At 61.1% G+C, this 14,807-nt stretch carries 12 protein-coding genes and 3 pseudogenes; 9 read left to right on the top strand and 6 right to left on the bottom strand.

The genetic code is table 11. The features are described 5' to 3' along the window. Positions 1-120: 120 nt before the first annotated feature. From BLU35_RS32365 to dnaN, 5 genes and pseudogenes are all read right to left on the bottom strand, one after another. Complete coding sequence (locus BLU35_RS32365; RefSeq protein WP_057247925.1) at positions 121-408, bottom strand: DUF1330 domain-containing protein; 288 nt, start codon at positions 406-408, stop codon at positions 121-123. Between the two features lie 105 nt (positions 409-513). Continuing rightward, the gene (gene pyrF, locus BLU35_RS32360) at positions 514-1,218 is read right to left on the bottom strand and encodes an orotidine-5'-phosphate decarboxylase (RefSeq protein ID WP_058324595.1); all 705 of its coding nucleotides are present in this window, start codon (positions 1,216-1,218) and stop codon (positions 514-516) included. A gap of 3 nt (positions 1,219-1,221) precedes the next feature. Next, positions 1,222-1,807 (bottom strand): annotated as a pseudogene (locus tag BLU35_RS32355) (histidine phosphatase family protein). Positions 1,808-1,811: 4 nt separating this feature from the next. Continuing rightward, entirely contained in the window at positions 1,812-2,414 is a 603-nt protein-coding gene (gene pmtA, locus BLU35_RS32350; protein WP_082615696.1) for a phospholipid N-methyltransferase PmtA, read from the bottom strand. A 236-nt stretch (positions 2,415-2,650) separates the two neighbouring features. After that, a complete protein-coding gene (gene dnaN, locus BLU35_RS32345; protein ID WP_057247928.1) occupies positions 2,651-3,769 on the bottom strand; it encodes a DNA polymerase III subunit beta in 1,119 nt (372 codons plus the stop codon). A 252-nt stretch (positions 3,770-4,021) separates the two neighbouring features. On the opposite strand from dnaN, the gene rsmI reads away from it, so the two are divergent. The 9 genes and pseudogenes from rsmI to BLU35_RS32300 all read left to right on the top strand — a co-directional run. Next, positions 4,022-4,951: a 16S rRNA (cytidine(1402)-2'-O)-methyltransferase gene (gene rsmI, locus BLU35_RS32340; RefSeq protein ID WP_093236168.1), complete on the top strand. Its 930-nt coding sequence runs from the start codon at positions 4,022-4,024 to the stop codon at positions 4,949-4,951. Further along, on the top strand, positions 4,941-5,309 hold the full coding sequence (locus BLU35_RS32335; RefSeq protein WP_058324598.1) for a YraN family protein: 369 nt from the start codon (positions 4,941-4,943) through the stop codon (positions 5,307-5,309). Before rsmI ends, BLU35_RS32335 begins: the two co-directional genes overlap by 11 nt. 161 nt (positions 5,310-5,470) lie before the next feature. Further along, positions 5,471-6,769, top strand: a complete 1,299-nt coding sequence (locus tag BLU35_RS32330) for an extracellular solute-binding protein (RefSeq protein WP_058324599.1) — start codon at positions 5,471-5,473, stop codon at positions 6,767-6,769. Between the two features lie 5 nt (positions 6,770-6,774). Then, positions 6,775-7,779, top strand: coding sequence for an ABC transporter permease subunit (locus BLU35_RS32325; protein ID WP_286161701.1), 1,005 nt, complete (start codon positions 6,775-6,777; stop codon positions 7,777-7,779). A 10-nt stretch (positions 7,780-7,789) separates the two neighbouring features. Continuing rightward, positions 7,790-8,632 (top strand): sn-glycerol-3-phosphate ABC transporter permease UgpE, encoded by an 843-nt coding sequence (gene ugpE / locus BLU35_RS32320; RefSeq protein ID WP_057247932.1) that lies wholly within the window; start codon positions 7,790-7,792, stop codon positions 8,630-8,632. 66 nt (positions 8,633-8,698) lie between these two features. After that, on the top strand, positions 8,699-9,811 hold the full coding sequence (locus BLU35_RS32315) for a sn-glycerol-3-phosphate import ATP-binding protein UgpC (RefSeq protein WP_093236167.1): 1,113 nt from the start codon (positions 8,699-8,701) through the stop codon (positions 9,809-9,811). Next, a complete protein-coding gene (locus tag BLU35_RS32310) occupies positions 9,808-10,797 on the top strand; it encodes an exonuclease/endonuclease/phosphatase family protein (protein WP_176907531.1) in 990 nt (329 codons plus the stop codon). Before BLU35_RS32315 ends, BLU35_RS32310 begins: the two co-directional genes overlap by 4 nt. A 146-nt stretch (positions 10,798-10,943) precedes the next feature. Beyond that, a complete protein-coding gene (gene gshB, locus BLU35_RS32305) occupies positions 10,944-11,891 on the top strand; it encodes a glutathione synthase (protein WP_057247935.1) in 948 nt (315 codons plus the stop codon). Positions 11,892-12,113: 222 nt separating this feature from the next. Next, positions 12,114-12,344 (top strand): annotated as a pseudogene (locus tag BLU35_RS32300) (magnesium chelatase domain-containing protein); the annotation flags it as partial. 2,081 nt (positions 12,345-14,425) lie between these two features. Here BLU35_RS32300 and BLU35_RS32295 read toward each other — a convergent pair. Next, a pseudogene (locus BLU35_RS32295) lies at positions 14,426-14,807 on the bottom strand (transposase); the annotation flags it as partial.

Here is a 14,807-nt window from a genome sequence, read left to right as displayed (position 1 = left end):
GGAAACGCACTCCTGATCGCAGAGGAAAGAATTGATTGCTACATAGCCCAACAGCCGCGAGAGGTGAAGGCCAATCCACGCGGCTTGTCGGGTCTGTCGGAAGATGGGGATGCCGGGTCGTCAGACGCCTTCGACGACGACCATCTCCGCGTCGGCGACTTCCTGGCGGATCGCGGCGGCAATCTGGTATTCGGGCGAGTTGTAACAGTCGACCGCTGCCTGCAGCGACGGAAATTCGATGACGACGTTGCGCGCGCGCACGCCGCCCTCAAGGCGATGATGTTCGCCGCCGCGCGCGAGAAAATTCGCGCCGTATTTCTCGAAGGCCGGCTTTGCTGCCGTCACATAATCCTTGTAGCGCTCGGGGTCGCGGACATCGACCCGTGCGATCCAGTATCCCTTGGCCATAGTGAACTCCTCGTCTTGCACCGCTGAAGGCTGACGGGAGACTTACTTCCGGCAAATTTTGATTGAGGTCAAGCGGATCGCGATGGGTTCCTGGCGCCGCCCGCATCAGCGGGCAAGCGCGCCGTTCATTTCCGCGAGAATGGCGCGAGCGGCCGCAAGCGGCTCGGCGGCTGCGACGATTGGGCGCGCGACGACGAGGTGGCTGGATCCGGCCTTCAAGGCTTCGGCCGGCGTCATCACCCGCTTCTGGTCGCCCTTGTCGGCGCCGGCAGGGCGGATACCCGGCGTCACCAGCGCCATGTTCGGTCCGATGATCTTGCGGACCGCTGCGGATTCTTCCGCCGAGCAGACGATGCCGCCCATGCCGGCGGCGCGCGCCTGTTCGGCCCGGCGCAGCACCAGCGTGTGCGGGTCGTATTCGTAGCCGGCATCGATCACGTCCTGCTCGTCCATCGAGGTGAGCACGGTGACGCCGAGGAGGCAGAGATCGGAACCTCTAGCGGCTTCGACGGCCGCCTTCATCGCCTTCGGATAGGCGTGCAGGGTCAACATCGACATGCCCATCTTGACGATGTTCTCGACACCCTTGGCAACCGTGTTGTCGATATCGAGCAGCTTCATGTCGAGGAAGACGTTCTTGCCGCTGGCGGCAAGGTCGCGCGCGAATTCGAGCCCGCCGGCAAAGACCAGCTGATAGCCGATCTTGTAGAAGGAGACGTCGTTCCCGAGCGTCGACACGATCCTCTCGGCATCGGCGATCGTCGGAAGGTCGAGGCCTACGATCAATCTGTCGCGCGCGGTTTCGGTCATCGTCTAGATCCCCTGCCAGTTTTCCATCGGGGTCCAGTCGCATGCGACGGCGCGATCCGCAAGGCGGAAAGCGAAGACGTTGCCGCCGCCACCGCCCTTCTGGTCGGAACTGCGGGCAATCGGCGCGCCGAGCAGCCGGCACTTCAAAAGGGTGCCGACGCCGCCATGGCCGACGAAGGCGATTGGGATCTTGGTGTCGTGCCCTTCGAGGACACGGAACACTGCGTCCGAGATCCGCGTCTGGGCGTCGATCGCGCGCTCCCAGCCCTTAAAACTTTCCGCCGGATGGGCGAAGAACCAGTCGGCCGCCTTCTCGAATTCCGGCGGCGGTAGGAAGCCGGGCGGAGCGATCGTTCTCGCCCATGTCATGGTGAATTTCGACCGTCAGGCCGGCGGCATCGGCAAGCAGCTGGGCCGTTTCGATCGCCTTGGTTTCGTCGCTCGAGACGATCCTCCCGAGCGAGCGCACCCACGGCAACGCCGCCGTCAGGGCCGCACGATCGCGGCCAACAGCGGAAAGTCCCCATTGCGGGACGGGCACGTCCGGATCGATCCAGACCTGCGGATGGGTGACGTAGACGCCGAACATCCCGTCAGTGCGCCCGACGATAGACCCAAAGCTGTGCCGGCGGGATGTTGCGCACGACGAAGTCGAGATGCTGGATGCTGTAGCGGTCCGGCATGGCGACGACGGGCGAGAGCGGCCCATAGGAAATCTGCACGACCGGCCGGCCGGCCGGAATGCGCGAGAGCAGGTCGTCGATCAGCTCGACGCGCCGATGCATCGGGAAGTTCAAGAGCGGCACTGCCGAGACGACACTGTCGAAGGTCTGTCCCTTCAGCTCGCCGAGCGTATGTTCCAGATCGAAAGCATCGCCATTGACGAAATTGACGCCGGCGAAGTTGGCCCTGAGCTGGTTATAGAAGTCGGTCGAATATTCGACCGAGACAAGGCTCGATGCGGGCAGGCCGCGTTCCAGAATTGCTTTCGTGATGACACCCGTGCCCGGGCCCAGCTCAAGAACCGGCAGGCCCGAAGCAGGATTGATGACGCTCGCCATTCGGCGCGCGGTTATGGAAGAGGTCGGCAGGATTGCGCCGACAGCCTTGGCATTGCTCATCCATCCCTTGAAAAAGCGAATTTCCTCATCGAACTTCCGTCCGAGCCGTTCCTTCACCTTCACGCGCAAATTCATTGAACCCCTCAAAACCGTCGTCCTCTCCTCATACGGGCCGCCCGCTGTGATCCCGGCTCGCTGATTCGAGCCGATCCGGGCGGCGGCAATCATAATGTGTCCCCATCTGCGGCAAAAACAAGTCTGTCTGCGCCTGAAAGCGTCGCCTTATCAACAGCCGCCGGATGGATCGATCAACAAAAAACCCGTCACGAGCGGGCGTGACGGGTTGGTATTTCGCGCCGCGTCAGGCCCGGTTACACGCGCATCGGCATCAGCACGTAAAGCGCATCCTCGGCAGCAAGATCGCGAACGAGCGTCGGCGAGCCCGGATCGGCCAGCATGAAAATCGCATCGGTGCCGGTCAGCTGCGAGGTGATGTCGAGCAGATACTTGGCGTTGAAGCCGATTTCGAGCGGGTCGTGGTCGTAGCCGACGGGCAGTTCTTCGGTGGCGCTACCCGAATCCGGATTGTTGACCGTCAGCGTCATCTGGCCTTCGTTCAGCGCCAGCTTGACGGCGCGGCCGCGCTCCGACGAGATCGTAGAAACGCGGTCGACGGCCTGGGCGAAGGACTGGCAATCGACGCGCAGTTCCTTGTCGTTGTTGGCCGGGATCACGCGCTGGTAATCCGGGAAGGTGCCGTCGATCAGCTTCGAGGTCATGACGATCGAACCCATCGTCAGTCGGATCTTGGCGTCCGAGACTTCGACGGTGACGACGAGGTCCGGGTTGTCGAGCAGCTTCTGCAGTTCGCTGACGGTCTTGCGCGGGATGATGATGCCCGGCATGCCTTCGGAGCCGGACGGCGCTTCAACGTCGGCGCGGGCGAGGCGGTGACCGTCCGTGGCGACGGCGCGCAGCTTCAGTTCGCCTTTGCTCTCGACGGTGTGCACGAAAATGCCGTTGAGATAGTAACGGGTTTCCTCGGTCGAGATCGCAAACTGGGTGCGATCGATCAACATCTTGAGGTCGGTCGCCTTGAGGCGGAAGGAGTGCGAGAAGCTGCCGGCGGTGAGATCCGGGAAGTCGGACTGCGGCAGGCACTGCAGCGAGAATTTCGAACGGCCCGAGGCAACGGTCATCGCCGTGCCCTCGGCATTGGTGGCGAGCAACACTTCCGAACCGTCAGGCAGCTTGCGCACGATGTCGTACAGCAGATGCGCCGGCACCGTGGTCGCGCCCGACTGTTCCACCTGCGCCGGTGTCGCCTCGGTGATTTCGAGGTCGAGGTCGGTCGCCTTCATTTCGAGGCTCGCACCGTCGGAACGCAAGAGCACGTTCGAGAGGATCGGGATCGTGTTTCGCCGCTCGACCACGCGGTGCACGTGGTTCAGCGATTTCAGGAGGTTGGACCGCTCGAGAGTAATGCGCATGGGATGCCGCTTTCAACCATTGCCCGGCAGACGAGGCGTCCGCCTGAGCGTCAACTGCGAGTGTCCCGGCCGACCGACCGGAAATATGTGGACCGGCAAAATGGCAGAAACAGCGCCCGGAACGCAAGGGGTTTAAGGGCTTCTGTCCCCAGATGCAGCGCGCTGGACCATTGCCTTGCCCTTGCCCTGCCCTGCCGGCTCACTCATAAAGACCGGACCGGCGCATCGGTGAGCACGATCAGGACGTTACAGGTGGAAAAGCAGAAGACATCGGAAGCATCGGGCGGGCAGAGAGAGCGTAGCTATCGCCTGCACAATGTCAGCGTTCCGGCCCGGCCCCTCGATGCGGCGCTCTATCTGGTGGCGACCCCGATCGGCAATCTCGGCGACATTACGCTGCGCGCACTGGAAACGCTTGCCGGCGCCGATGTGCTCGCCTGCGAGGACACGAGGGTTACGCGCGTGCTGCTCGACCGCTATGGCATCGTGAACCGGCCCTACGCCTATCACGAGCACAATGCCGACGAAGCCGGCCCCCGGCTGCTTGCAGCACTCGCAGAAGGGCGATCGGTGGCGCTCGTCTCCGACGCCGGAACGCCGCTGGTTTCCGACCCGGGCTACCGGCTGGGGCAGCTTGCGATCGAAGCCGGTCATCGCGTCGTGCCGATCCCGGGCGCCTCGGCGCCGCTTGCAGCGCTCGTCGGCTCCGGCCTGCCGAACGATGCCTTCCTCTTTGCCGGTTTCCTGCCGACCAAGGACAAGGCGAAACGCGATCGCCTCAGGGAATTCGCGGCCGTGCCGGCGACAATCATGTTCTTTGAATCGCCGCACCGGATTGCTGCGACAGTGGCGGCCGCAGCCGAGGTGCTGGGCGAGGGTAGGCGGGCTGCCGTCTGCCGCGAGCTCACCAAGACCTTCGAGGAGTTCCGCCGCGGCACGCTCGGCGAGCTTGCCGCCCATTATGGAGAAGCGGCTGCAGTCAAAGGCGAGATCGTGCTCGTCATCGGTCCGCCGGATGCCGCACCCGAGCCGGAAGCGGCCGATGTCGACGCCCTGCTGCTGAGCCTTGTCGCCGACATGCCGGCCGGCAAGGCGGCGACCGAAGCCGCCCGCCAGACGGGCGTGCCGCGCAAGGAGCTCTATGACCGGCTGCTGCAGCTGAAGGAGCGCCATGACGGCTGACGGCAGCGACCGGCGGAAGCTGAAAGCGCTGAGGCGGGGGCAACTCGCCGAATACCGCGCGGCACTCTGCCTGTTGCTGAAGGGCTATCGCATCGTCGCCATACGCCATCGCACCAAGCTCGGCGAGATCGACATCATCGCCCGGCGCGGCGATCTCATCGCCTGCGTCGAGGTCAAGGCGCGCCGCTCGGCCGAGGACGGCGTCTTCGCGGTGACGGCCACGGCGCAAAAACGCATTCGCGCTGCGAGCGATCTCTGGCTGGCCAGGCAACCGGATTTCAACAGGCTTTCCGTGCGCTACGACATCATCACGGTGACCCCTTGGGGCTGGCCGCGGCATCTGCCGGATGCCTTCTGAACCGGCGCGAGATGAGGGAAAATGATTGCGTTGTTCCGCCCGCATCCCGTCTTGGAACAAAATCGCGAATTTGTAATCGTTCCGACATAAAAGCGTTACGGGCCTGTCATTGAACGTCACTAGTCCAAGCCATCCGCAACCCGGTGGAGAGGGACCAAGTCATGTTCAAGAAGTTTTCATTCGCAGCCCTTAGCTTCGCTTTTTCCGCGACGTCATCATTTGCCGCGACCAATATCACCTGGTGGCACGGCATGGCCGGCCGCAACGGCGAAGTCATCAATGAAGTTTCCAAGAAGTTCAACGAAGCCCAGAGCGCCTGCGCACTGACCCCGGTTTCCAAGGGCACCTACGAGGAAGCGCTCGCTTCCGGCATTGCCGCTTTCCGCTCGGGCGAACAGCCGAACATCCTGCAGGTCTTTGACGCTGGCGCTGCTACGATCATCAACGCCAAGGGCGCGGTCATTCCGGCCGAAGACCTGATCATCAAGGCTGGCCACAACTTCGACCGCAACGCCTTCATCGACGGTGTGCGTTACTTCTACGCCGACAGCGAAGGCAAGTTCGTCGGCATGCCGTTCAATTCCTCCGCGCCGATCATGTACATCAACGACGAGGCCCTGAAGAAGGCCGGCGTCGAAGCGCCGAAGACCTGGGAAGAGTTTGAGGCGGTTGCCCCGAAGCTGAAGGAAGCCGGATACATCCCGCTCGTCCAGTCGCAGCTCACCTGGCAGTTCACGGAGAACTTCTTCTCCCGCAACAACATCCAGTTCGCCACTAACAACAACGGCTATGACGCTGTCGTCGACACGCAGCTGAAGGTCACCGACCCGAACCTCATCATGATGTTCGACAAGCTCAAGGCCTGGAAGGACGAAGGCTACTTCGCTTTCTACGGCGCCGGCTGGAACGACAACCAGAAGGTCTTCGAAGAAGGCAAGGCTGCCTTTTGGATCGGTTCGTCGGGCTCCTTCGGCGGCCTGCAGAAGACGGCGCAGATGCCGTTCTCGGCAACGTTCCTGCCCTATTGGGGCTCGATCAAGGGCGCCGGCACCAACTCCTTCATCGGCGGCGCGGCTCTCTTTGCCATGTCCGGCAAGTCGGATGAAGAGAACAAGTGCGTTGCCGACTTCTTCCAGTTCCTGACCTCGCCGGAAATCCAGTACTTCTACCACAAGTCCACCGGCTACGTTGCCATCACCAAGGCAGCCTACGAGCTCGCCCAGAAGGACGGCTACTACAAGGAAAAGCCGGTTGCTGAAGTCGGCATCAAGCAGCTGCTGCTGCCGGCCGGTGACTGGTCGAAGGGCTACCGCCTCGGCTTCTACCCGCAGATCCGCGAAATCATGGAACGCGAATACGGCCGCATCTTCTCGGGCGAAACGACCGTCAAGGACGCTTTCGATACGATCGAAAAGGAAGGCAACGAGCTGCTCGCTCGCTTCGCCAAGACGGCCGGCTGATCTCGATGTCGACCGCGACAGATCTCCTCCCCGCATCGCGGGGAGGAACCGGAACCCAAACCGGGGGGCGTCGCTTCGGCGCCTTCCGGTTTTTCGGTGGCCAGTCGAAGAGCGGAGGGGAAGGTGCTGCCAAGCGCGTTCAGTTCTCCTCGCCGTTCCTGCCCTACCTCTTTCTCGCGCCACAGCTCGTGATCATCTTCATCTTCTTCTACTGGCCGTCCGTTCAGGCGATCCAGTCGTCCTTCTATCTGGAAGACCCCTTCGGCTTCGGCTCGACCTTCGTCGGCATGACCAACTATACCGATGTGCTGAAGTCCGGCGAATATCTCGGCATCGCCCGCTTCACCGCGGTCTTCACGACGCTCGTCACCTTTTTCGCGCTGTCGATCGGCTTGCTGCTCGCCGTCAAGGCCGATGGCGTCATCCGCGGCAACGCCGCCTACAAGACGCTGCTCATATGGGTCTATGCCATCGCGCCGCCGGTCGCCGGCCTCATCGGCATGATGTTCTTCGACCAGCATATCGGCCCGATCGTCGAGCTCGCCCGCTGGTTCGGCTGGGACATCAAGGTTGGTCTCAACTATTTCGACACCGCCTTTTCCATGGTGGTCGTCTCGGTCTGGAAACAGATCCCCTATAATTTCATCTTCTTCCTTTCGGGCCTGCAGGGCATTCCCGTTTCGGTGCGCGAAGCGGCGGCAATCGACTGCCGCTCCGGCTTCCGCCGCTTCTGGACGGTGATCCTGCCGCTGCTCGCGCCGACCGCCTTCTTCCTTTTGATCATCAACGTCACCTACGCGCTGTTCGACACCTTCGGCGTCATCGACGTGATGGTGAAGGACAAGGCGGCCAACAACCCGATCACCCTTGTCTACAAGGTCTACATGGACGGTTTCCGCGGCAACGATCTCGGCGGCTCCTCGGCCCAGTCGGTAATCCTGATGCTGATCGTCTTCGTGCTCACCATCTTCCAGTTCCGCTTCATCGAGCGGCGCGTGCATTACAACTGAGGTGGGGCCGATGTATCGCACCAAGATTTTCGACCACGTCATCCTGCTTTTCGGCGTCTTCATCATGGTGGCGCCGGTCGTCGTCGCCTTCATGACCTCGACCCACGAGGCAGCCGATATCCACCGCAACGGCCTCAGCCTCACCTGGGGCGGCCATTTCGTCGAGACCTATCAAACGGTCTTGACCCGCCAGGGTGGCTTTACCGGCAAGATCACCGGCTTCAACATGATGTTGAACTCGATGATCCTGGGCTTAGGCTTTGCCGTCGGCAAGATCGTGCTCTCGATGCTCGCAGCCTATGCGCTGGTCTATTTCCGCTTTCCGCTGGCGACCTTCTTCTTCTGGGTAATCTTCACCACGCTGTTGCTTCCGCTCGAAGTGCGCATCCTTCCGTCCTACGAAGTGATGAACACGCTGAAGCTGACCAACACCTACACCGGCCTGATCGTGCCGCTCTTGGCGTCTGCCACCGGCACCTTCTATTTCCGGCAGTTCTTCAAGTCGGTGCCGGATGAGTTATTGGAGGCGGCGCGTATCGATGGTGCCGGACCGTTCAAGTTCTTCATCGACGTACTCGTGCCTTTGTCGCGCACCATGATGGCGGCGATCTTCATCATCATGTTCGTCTACGGCTGGAACCAGTATCTCTGGCCCACATTGATGACCACCGACGAAGGTTTCTTCACCCTGGTGCGCGGCATCAAGCAGATCCTGCTCGTCTGGGTCGGTTCGAACATCCCCGACTACAACGAGGCCTTTGCACTGGCGATCCTCGCCATGCTGCCGCCGGTGATGATCGTCGTGATCTTCCAGCGCTGGTTCATCAAGGGCCTGACCGAAAGCGACAAGTAAGCGGTGCTGCGGCGGGGCAATTGTCCCGCCCGCTCCTGAAACGGTACCATTTTAACGGAGGCAGCCATGGCGGCCATTACCATCGCCGAGGTCTCGAAGATCTATCACGGCAATGTCGAGGCGGTGAAATCCGTCTCCATCGATATCGAGGACAGCGAGTTCATCGTGCTGGTCGGCCCGTCCGGCTGCGGCAAGTCCACGCTTTTGCGCATGGTCGCCGGGCTCGAGACGATTTCGAAGGGCACGGTGACGATCGGTTCGCGCGTGATCAATGACGTCGATCCGGCCGAGCGCGACATCGCCATGGTCTTCCAGAACTATGCGCTCTATCCGCACATGACCGTCTACGACAACCTCGCCTACGGCCTGAAGAACCGCAAGACGGCCAAGGCCGAGATCGACGCCCGCGTCGCCGAAGCCGCGCGGATGCTGGAAATCGAGCCCTATCTCGCGCGCAAGCCGCGCGCCCTTTCCGGCGGCCAGCGTCAGCGCGTCGCCATGGGCCGCGCGATCGTGCGCAAGCCGGCGGCCTTCCTGTTCGACGAGCCGCTCTCCAACCTCGACGCCAAGCTGCGCGTCTCCATGCGCGGCGAGATCAAGCGCCTGCAGAAGCGCCTCGGCACGACCTCGCTCTACGTCACCCACGACCAGCTCGAAGCGATGACGCTCGCCGACCGGCTGGTGGTGCTGAACGGCGGCCGGATCGAGCAGATCGGCCGTCCGCTCGACGTCTACCACCGTCCGGCCTCGACCTTCGTCGCGAGCTTCATCGGCTCGCCGGCGATGAACCTGATCAAGGGCCAGATCGAGGGCGGCAGCCTGCAGATCGGTCTCTACAGGATTGAGCTTGGCAGCCGCGCGCCGGTCGAAGGTCCGGTTACCGTCGGCCTGCGCGCCGAAGACCTGAAGCTTGCCGGTGTCGGCGAGGATGCGATGCTGTTCCAGGTCGACTATGTCGAGGAGCTGGGTGCTCAGCGGCTCGTGCACGGCACCATCGAGGGCCAACCTCTGACGATAGCGCTCTCTCCGGACATGCCGCTTTCCGGTGATCTCGCCGTGACGATTGCCGTCGACCGCCTGCACTTCTTCTCGCCCGAGACCGGCAAGCGGCTGGAACGGGGCACGTCTTTTGCCGGCGATGCACCGGCGCAGAACCTTCGGCTGGAGACGGCATCGTGATCCATGAAGCCGTTGAGCAGCTTGCCGTTCCATCGCTCGAACTGCGTGCAGGATTTGCTTCGATGCTGCGCACCATTGCGGCCCATGACGCCGCCATGGCCGCGCGACCGGAAATGAACAGCATCGAGGTCGGCGCCGCGCCGTCCTCGACCGCGCCGCTCGCCTTTCCCTTCACCGTCGCTGCCTGGAACCTGGAGCGCTGCCTGTTCGCACCGGAAAGTGCTGCACATCTCGCAGCAACCAAGGCCCCAGTCGTGCTGCTATCGGAAATGGACAACGGCATGGCCCGCACCGGCCAGCGCCATCCGACCGCCGAAGTCGCTGCTATACTCGGCATGCAATATGCCTATGGCATCGAATTCATTGAGATGGGCCTCGGCTCCGATACCGAGCGCGCGTTCTGCGAGGATGATTTCAACGCCAGGGGCTTTCACGGCAATGCGCTGATGGCTTCGGTGCCGCTCGGCCGGCCCTTCATGCTGCGCCTCTGGGGCGAGCGTCTCTGGTTCACCGATGGCGAACAGCCGCGTCTCGGCGAGCGTTTCGCGATCGGTGCCGTCATCGAGACCGAGTCAGGCCCCTTCGTCGCCGTCTCCACCCATCTTGAAAGCGCGACGACCGCGGCGTACCGCGAACGCCAGGTCAGGGAATTGATCGATGCGCTCGACGAAGCCTTTCCCGGTCTGCCGGTGCTGATCGGCGGCGATCTCAACACCGGCAACCATGCTGGCGGCGACTTCGAAGCCGAAGGGCTCTTTGCGATGAGCGCCGCCCGCGGCTTCACCCGCCACGGTGGACCACTTGAGGTGATGACCACCCGGCCGAGCCTGATCACCCGTTGGCCGGAGCGCGCGATGAAGCTCGACTGGTTCCTCGCGCGCGGCCTGAAGATCGGCGAAACCAGGATCATTCCCTCGCTCGATGAAACCGGCCGGCCGCATTCGGATCACGATCTCATCACCTGCGTGGTCGAAGGCTTCGAATAGGCTCAGCTCTCCTTGCCTAAGGCACGCCCGCATTCTACATGTCGAGGGCTTTTCCAGTGCGGGAGAGGGCAGCGGTTTTCTCGTCCTCTTCCGTTCTGACGATTTGAAATCGATCACGCTTGGCGTGATCCACAGGGGACGGGAAGATGGCGAAAATCGTCAATGTCGGGGTCCAGATGGACCATGTGTCGGGCATCAATATTGCGGGTGATTCCACCTTCGCCATGAGCCTCGAGGCACAGTCGCGCGGCTACCGCCTTTTCCACTACACGCCCGAAAAACTGTCGCTGCGCGACGGCAAGGTCTATGCGAGCGTGCAGCAGATGACGCTGCGCGACGTCAAGGGCGATCACTTCACGCTGGGCGAAGCCGAACGCGTCGATCTGTCGACCATGGACGTCATCCTGCTCCGCCAGGATCCGCCCTTCGACATGGGCTACATCACCTCGACGCATCTTCTGGAACGCCTGCATCCGAAGACGCTAGTCGTCAACGATCCGGCCTGGGTGCGCAATTCGCCGGAGAAGATCTTCGTCACCGAATTCGCCGACCTGATGCCGAAGACGCTGATCACCCGCGACCCCCAGGAGATCGCCAGCTTCCGCCAGGAGATGGGCGACATCATCTTGAAGCCGCTCTACGGCAATGGCGGCGCCGGTGTCTTCCATTCGACCCGTGACGACCGCAACCTGTCTTCCCTTCTGGAAATGTTCGGCCAGATGTTCCGTGAGCCCTTCATCGCCCAGGAATACCTGCCGGCGGTACGCAAGGGCGACAAACGCATCCTGCTCGTCGATGGTGAGCCGGTCGGCGCCATCAACCGCGTTCCGGCCGAACACGATGCGCGCTCCAACATGCATGCCGGCGGTCGGCCGGAGGCGACCGAGCTTACGGCGCGCGAAAGGGAAATCTGCGCCCGCATCGCTCCGGCGCTGAAAGCCCGCGGCTTCCTCTTCGTCGGCATCGACGTCATCGGCGACTACATGACCGAGATCAACGTCACGTCGCCGACCGGCATTCGCGAAGTCAAGAAGTTTGGCGGCGCCGATGTTGCGAGCCTGCTCTGGGATGCGATCGAGCGCAAGCGCGCCTGATCCGGCGCTTTCGGTAGAACCTGTCTCCGGATGACGGAGATTGCCGCGGGCTTCCGCCCGCGGCTGCGGCGTTGTGCCCTTGCCAACGACTGCGCGTAGGTCTCGCCTCAGATGTTCCGTAATTGTTCTTGTTTTTGTGCGTGAACCGTGCAAGGCTCCGTCTTGCAACCCAAGGCGGTTGCGGCGCCCGTAATGGCGGGCAGCCCGGGCGAGGGAGCAACCATGGTCGCGCGCGTCAGCACGGTCGCATTTCAGGGTATCGAGGGACTGCCGGTTGATGTGCAGGTGATGGTCGCGCCGGGCAAGGTCGGCATGCAGATCGTCGGCCTGCCGGACAAGGCAGTCGCCGAAAGCCGCGAGCGGGTGCAGGCGGCGCTTCATGCTTCCGGCCTGGCGCTGCCGGCCAAGCGCGTCACTGCCAATCTCGCCCCCGCCGACCTTCCCAAGGAAGGAATCCCTCTGCCACATTCCGGAACTTATTGAGGCAGAATCCTCAGCCAATCTCAGCAGCTTAGGCGGAACTAGCCCCTGAATAAGATTATTCAGGGGCTTTTTACGTTAGGTCCCCTTCTGGCGTCACCGCACTGGAAGGCCGCTAGCCGAGCAAAAATCCACGCGTTCCCTCTGCGTGCACTGGGGCTGACGGTCGCAGGCGGGCTTTTGCTCGCCAGAAAATGACGAGGCAACCATCATCGCCGGTCTTCTCATCACTCGCGAATAAATACGTCCTCGGACAGCCCGGTTGCCCACACGCTGGCTTCCGGAGACCGGACAGTTTCTTTCGACGCCTGTTGACGAATCAAAAGAATATATTTAGTTCAGCGACAGAGACGTAACGTCTAAAAGGATATATCAATGTATGAAATTCGGAGCGATGAAATAATTAAAGACCTCAATCCTGAAGCTAACAAAAATATTATAAGACACTACTATCCATGTCTTACATTAGAATACATCACAAAACGGAATTCATTGCCTCCTGCTCCAATTTTTGATTTTGGCTTTTTCTCTCTGGAATGGAAGACTTCGGAGTCCACTTCAAGGGAAATTTCTGCTGGAGGCGCGTGTATGCCGCTGCCGCCGAGTTCTTCGGATCAAAAATCCAAATGCTAGACGCCGGCGATGGGACTGCGGAATGGTAAATGCAGACTTCGGGCTAGAGCCCGGGCAAGACAGCTACGTCTTCGCAATTCAAGGCCACGAGAGTCGATATCATCTCACCGACGTCCAGTCGCTCTATGGCGCGACGTTCTGCGAGCGCTTCGAGAAGGCCTGGAACCGAATCTTCTGCCTTCAACCTGGCGCTACGTCATATGCGACATTCAAGCGAATTCGTCCCCTATTCCTCAGGATAGCGGTTGAGGGAATTAAGGAACCCGAGTCCGCGTTCGGGCGCGTGTTCGCCAGTTACAGAGACCGCCCCCACGGATTGCCGTCACAAATTGACTGGGACGAAGTCTTGGAATTTTTCAGAGGTATTTTCTCGAACGTGAGAGATTCCTCGTTCATAAACAGCGAATCTCTGAATTCCAGAAACAAGTATGTAGAGACGATTAATTCAGGTCTGGAATACCTGCACCAAGCAGGGTTCGTTAGGCGTGGCCGAGTAGAACACCGGTTCAAGTACATTGTTGCCGCGAGCCAGGTCGAGACGATTGCTGGACTGATGGTAAAGGCGGGACGCCTGAAGCTCTCCGGCCTTTCCGAGGCCGAAGCAGCCAAACAGTTTATCCGTGCGAACAATACCGGACTACTGGAATTAAGACGGTGCCTTTCTAAGGATTTCGAAGATGAGTGGGCAACCTTTCAGCATGGCCAAGCCCTTATGTCCGATCAGGGATTACCGACGATAGAGGCTGTAGCGGCCAGACTGAAAGACGTACCCTTCGTAGAGGTCAATTGGCTGGGGCAGCAGTTCGAGCTAAGTCCCGAGCAATGCCGAGGTTTTGTGGCTCATCTGGTGTCCCAAGTCCTCCATTGTGACCTGCCACTTCCCATTCCCGAGAAAAAGTACCGAGCCCTAATAAACAGTGTTGGGGGGGATGCGGTTGTCCAGCGACTGATCGAAGGGACGTCGGTCGCCCTGCATGCAGCGTTTCACATCCTTATGATCGATACGGAACTAAAAAGTCAGCCTCTCAAAGACTTTCCAGCTGATCCCTTTGTGTCGAAAGTGATCCGGGGAAAAAGGCAAGTGCAGACGTTGGAAGGAAAAAAGAACCGTGCTCTCGGAAAATCCGTTGAGGGCCACATATCCAACGTCTCTGCAAAGTCCGGAGAAGGCGGCTTGTCAGGGGAGCTAGTGATCGAGCGGTGGGTTACCATGTCGCAACCCTTGCGCAATCGATTACCCCCCGAAATCGATACGTTATGGGTCTTCCGGAAGGCCACCGACAGAGAACCTCGCACTGGGTTGCGGTCGGTTGAAAGTGAGTGGCGCGCGGCATTTCTGAATAGGATCAAGTCGAATCCACTTATAGGCGGCCTACCCATCACCGCCCATGTCATCATACGCTCGTGTCGGAACAGGCGTGGCGCAGACGGCGAATTCGATTTCGAAATTCATCGACGAGATCGCGCATGCAGTGGGCGAAGTCGTCGGCCGTGCGCCGTTCGGTAACTTTCACCTTGCGCCAGGATCGGTGCGCGTCGAGGAAGACAAACAGGTTGGCGGTGCCGTTACGCTTGTACTCGCAGTCGTAGCGTTCCGGCCTTCCGGGTTCGGCCGGGATTGGCTGGCGCACCTCGCCGATGAGCTGGGTCGGGCTTTCGTCGAAGCAGACCACCGGCCGCGCCGGGTCGGACGCTTCGGCATAGAGGTCGAGCACATCCTCCATGCGCGCGACATACTCGGCGTCGATCTTGGGAATGCACCACATGTCCTTGCGCCATGGCTTGAGATCGTTCTCGGCCAGG

It is taken from the genome of Sinorhizobium sp. NFACC03 (assembly GCF_900103435.1).
Lineage (GTDB): Bacteria > Pseudomonadota > Alphaproteobacteria > Rhizobiales > Rhizobiaceae > Ensifer.
This window is presented reverse-complemented; position numbering and strand designations above follow the sequence as displayed.

Coding starts and splice junctions, on each gene's coding strand:
- BLU35_RS32365 (WP_057247925.1), bottom strand. CDS start 408: ATGGCCAAGGGATACTGGATCGCACGGGTCGATGTCCGCGACCCCGAG.
- BLU35_RS32335 (WP_058324598.1), top strand. CDS start 4,941: ATGACGGCTGACGGCAGCGACCGGCGGAAGCTGAAAGCGCTGAGGCGG.
- pyrF (WP_058324595.1), bottom strand. CDS start 1,218: ATGACCGAAACCGCGCGCGACAGATTGATCGTAGGCCTCGACCTTCCG.
- BLU35_RS32315 (WP_093236167.1), top strand. CDS start 8,699: ATGGCGGCCATTACCATCGCCGAGGTCTCGAAGATCTATCACGGCAAT.
- pmtA (WP_082615696.1), bottom strand. CDS start 2,414: ATGAATTTGCGCGTGAAGGTGAAGGAACGGCTCGGACGGAAGTTCGAT.
- BLU35_RS32325 (WP_286161701.1), top strand. CDS start 6,775: ATGTCGACCGCGACAGATCTCCTCCCCGCATCGCGGGGAGGAACCGGA.
- ugpE (WP_057247932.1), top strand. CDS start 7,790: ATGTATCGCACCAAGATTTTCGACCACGTCATCCTGCTTTTCGGCGTC.
- BLU35_RS32330 (WP_058324599.1), top strand. CDS start 5,471: ATGTTCAAGAAGTTTTCATTCGCAGCCCTTAGCTTCGCTTTTTCCGCG.
- dnaN (WP_057247928.1), bottom strand. CDS start 3,769: ATGCGCATTACTCTCGAGCGGTCCAACCTCCTGAAATCGCTGAACCAC.
- gshB (WP_057247935.1), top strand. CDS start 10,944: ATGGCGAAAATCGTCAATGTCGGGGTCCAGATGGACCATGTGTCGGGC.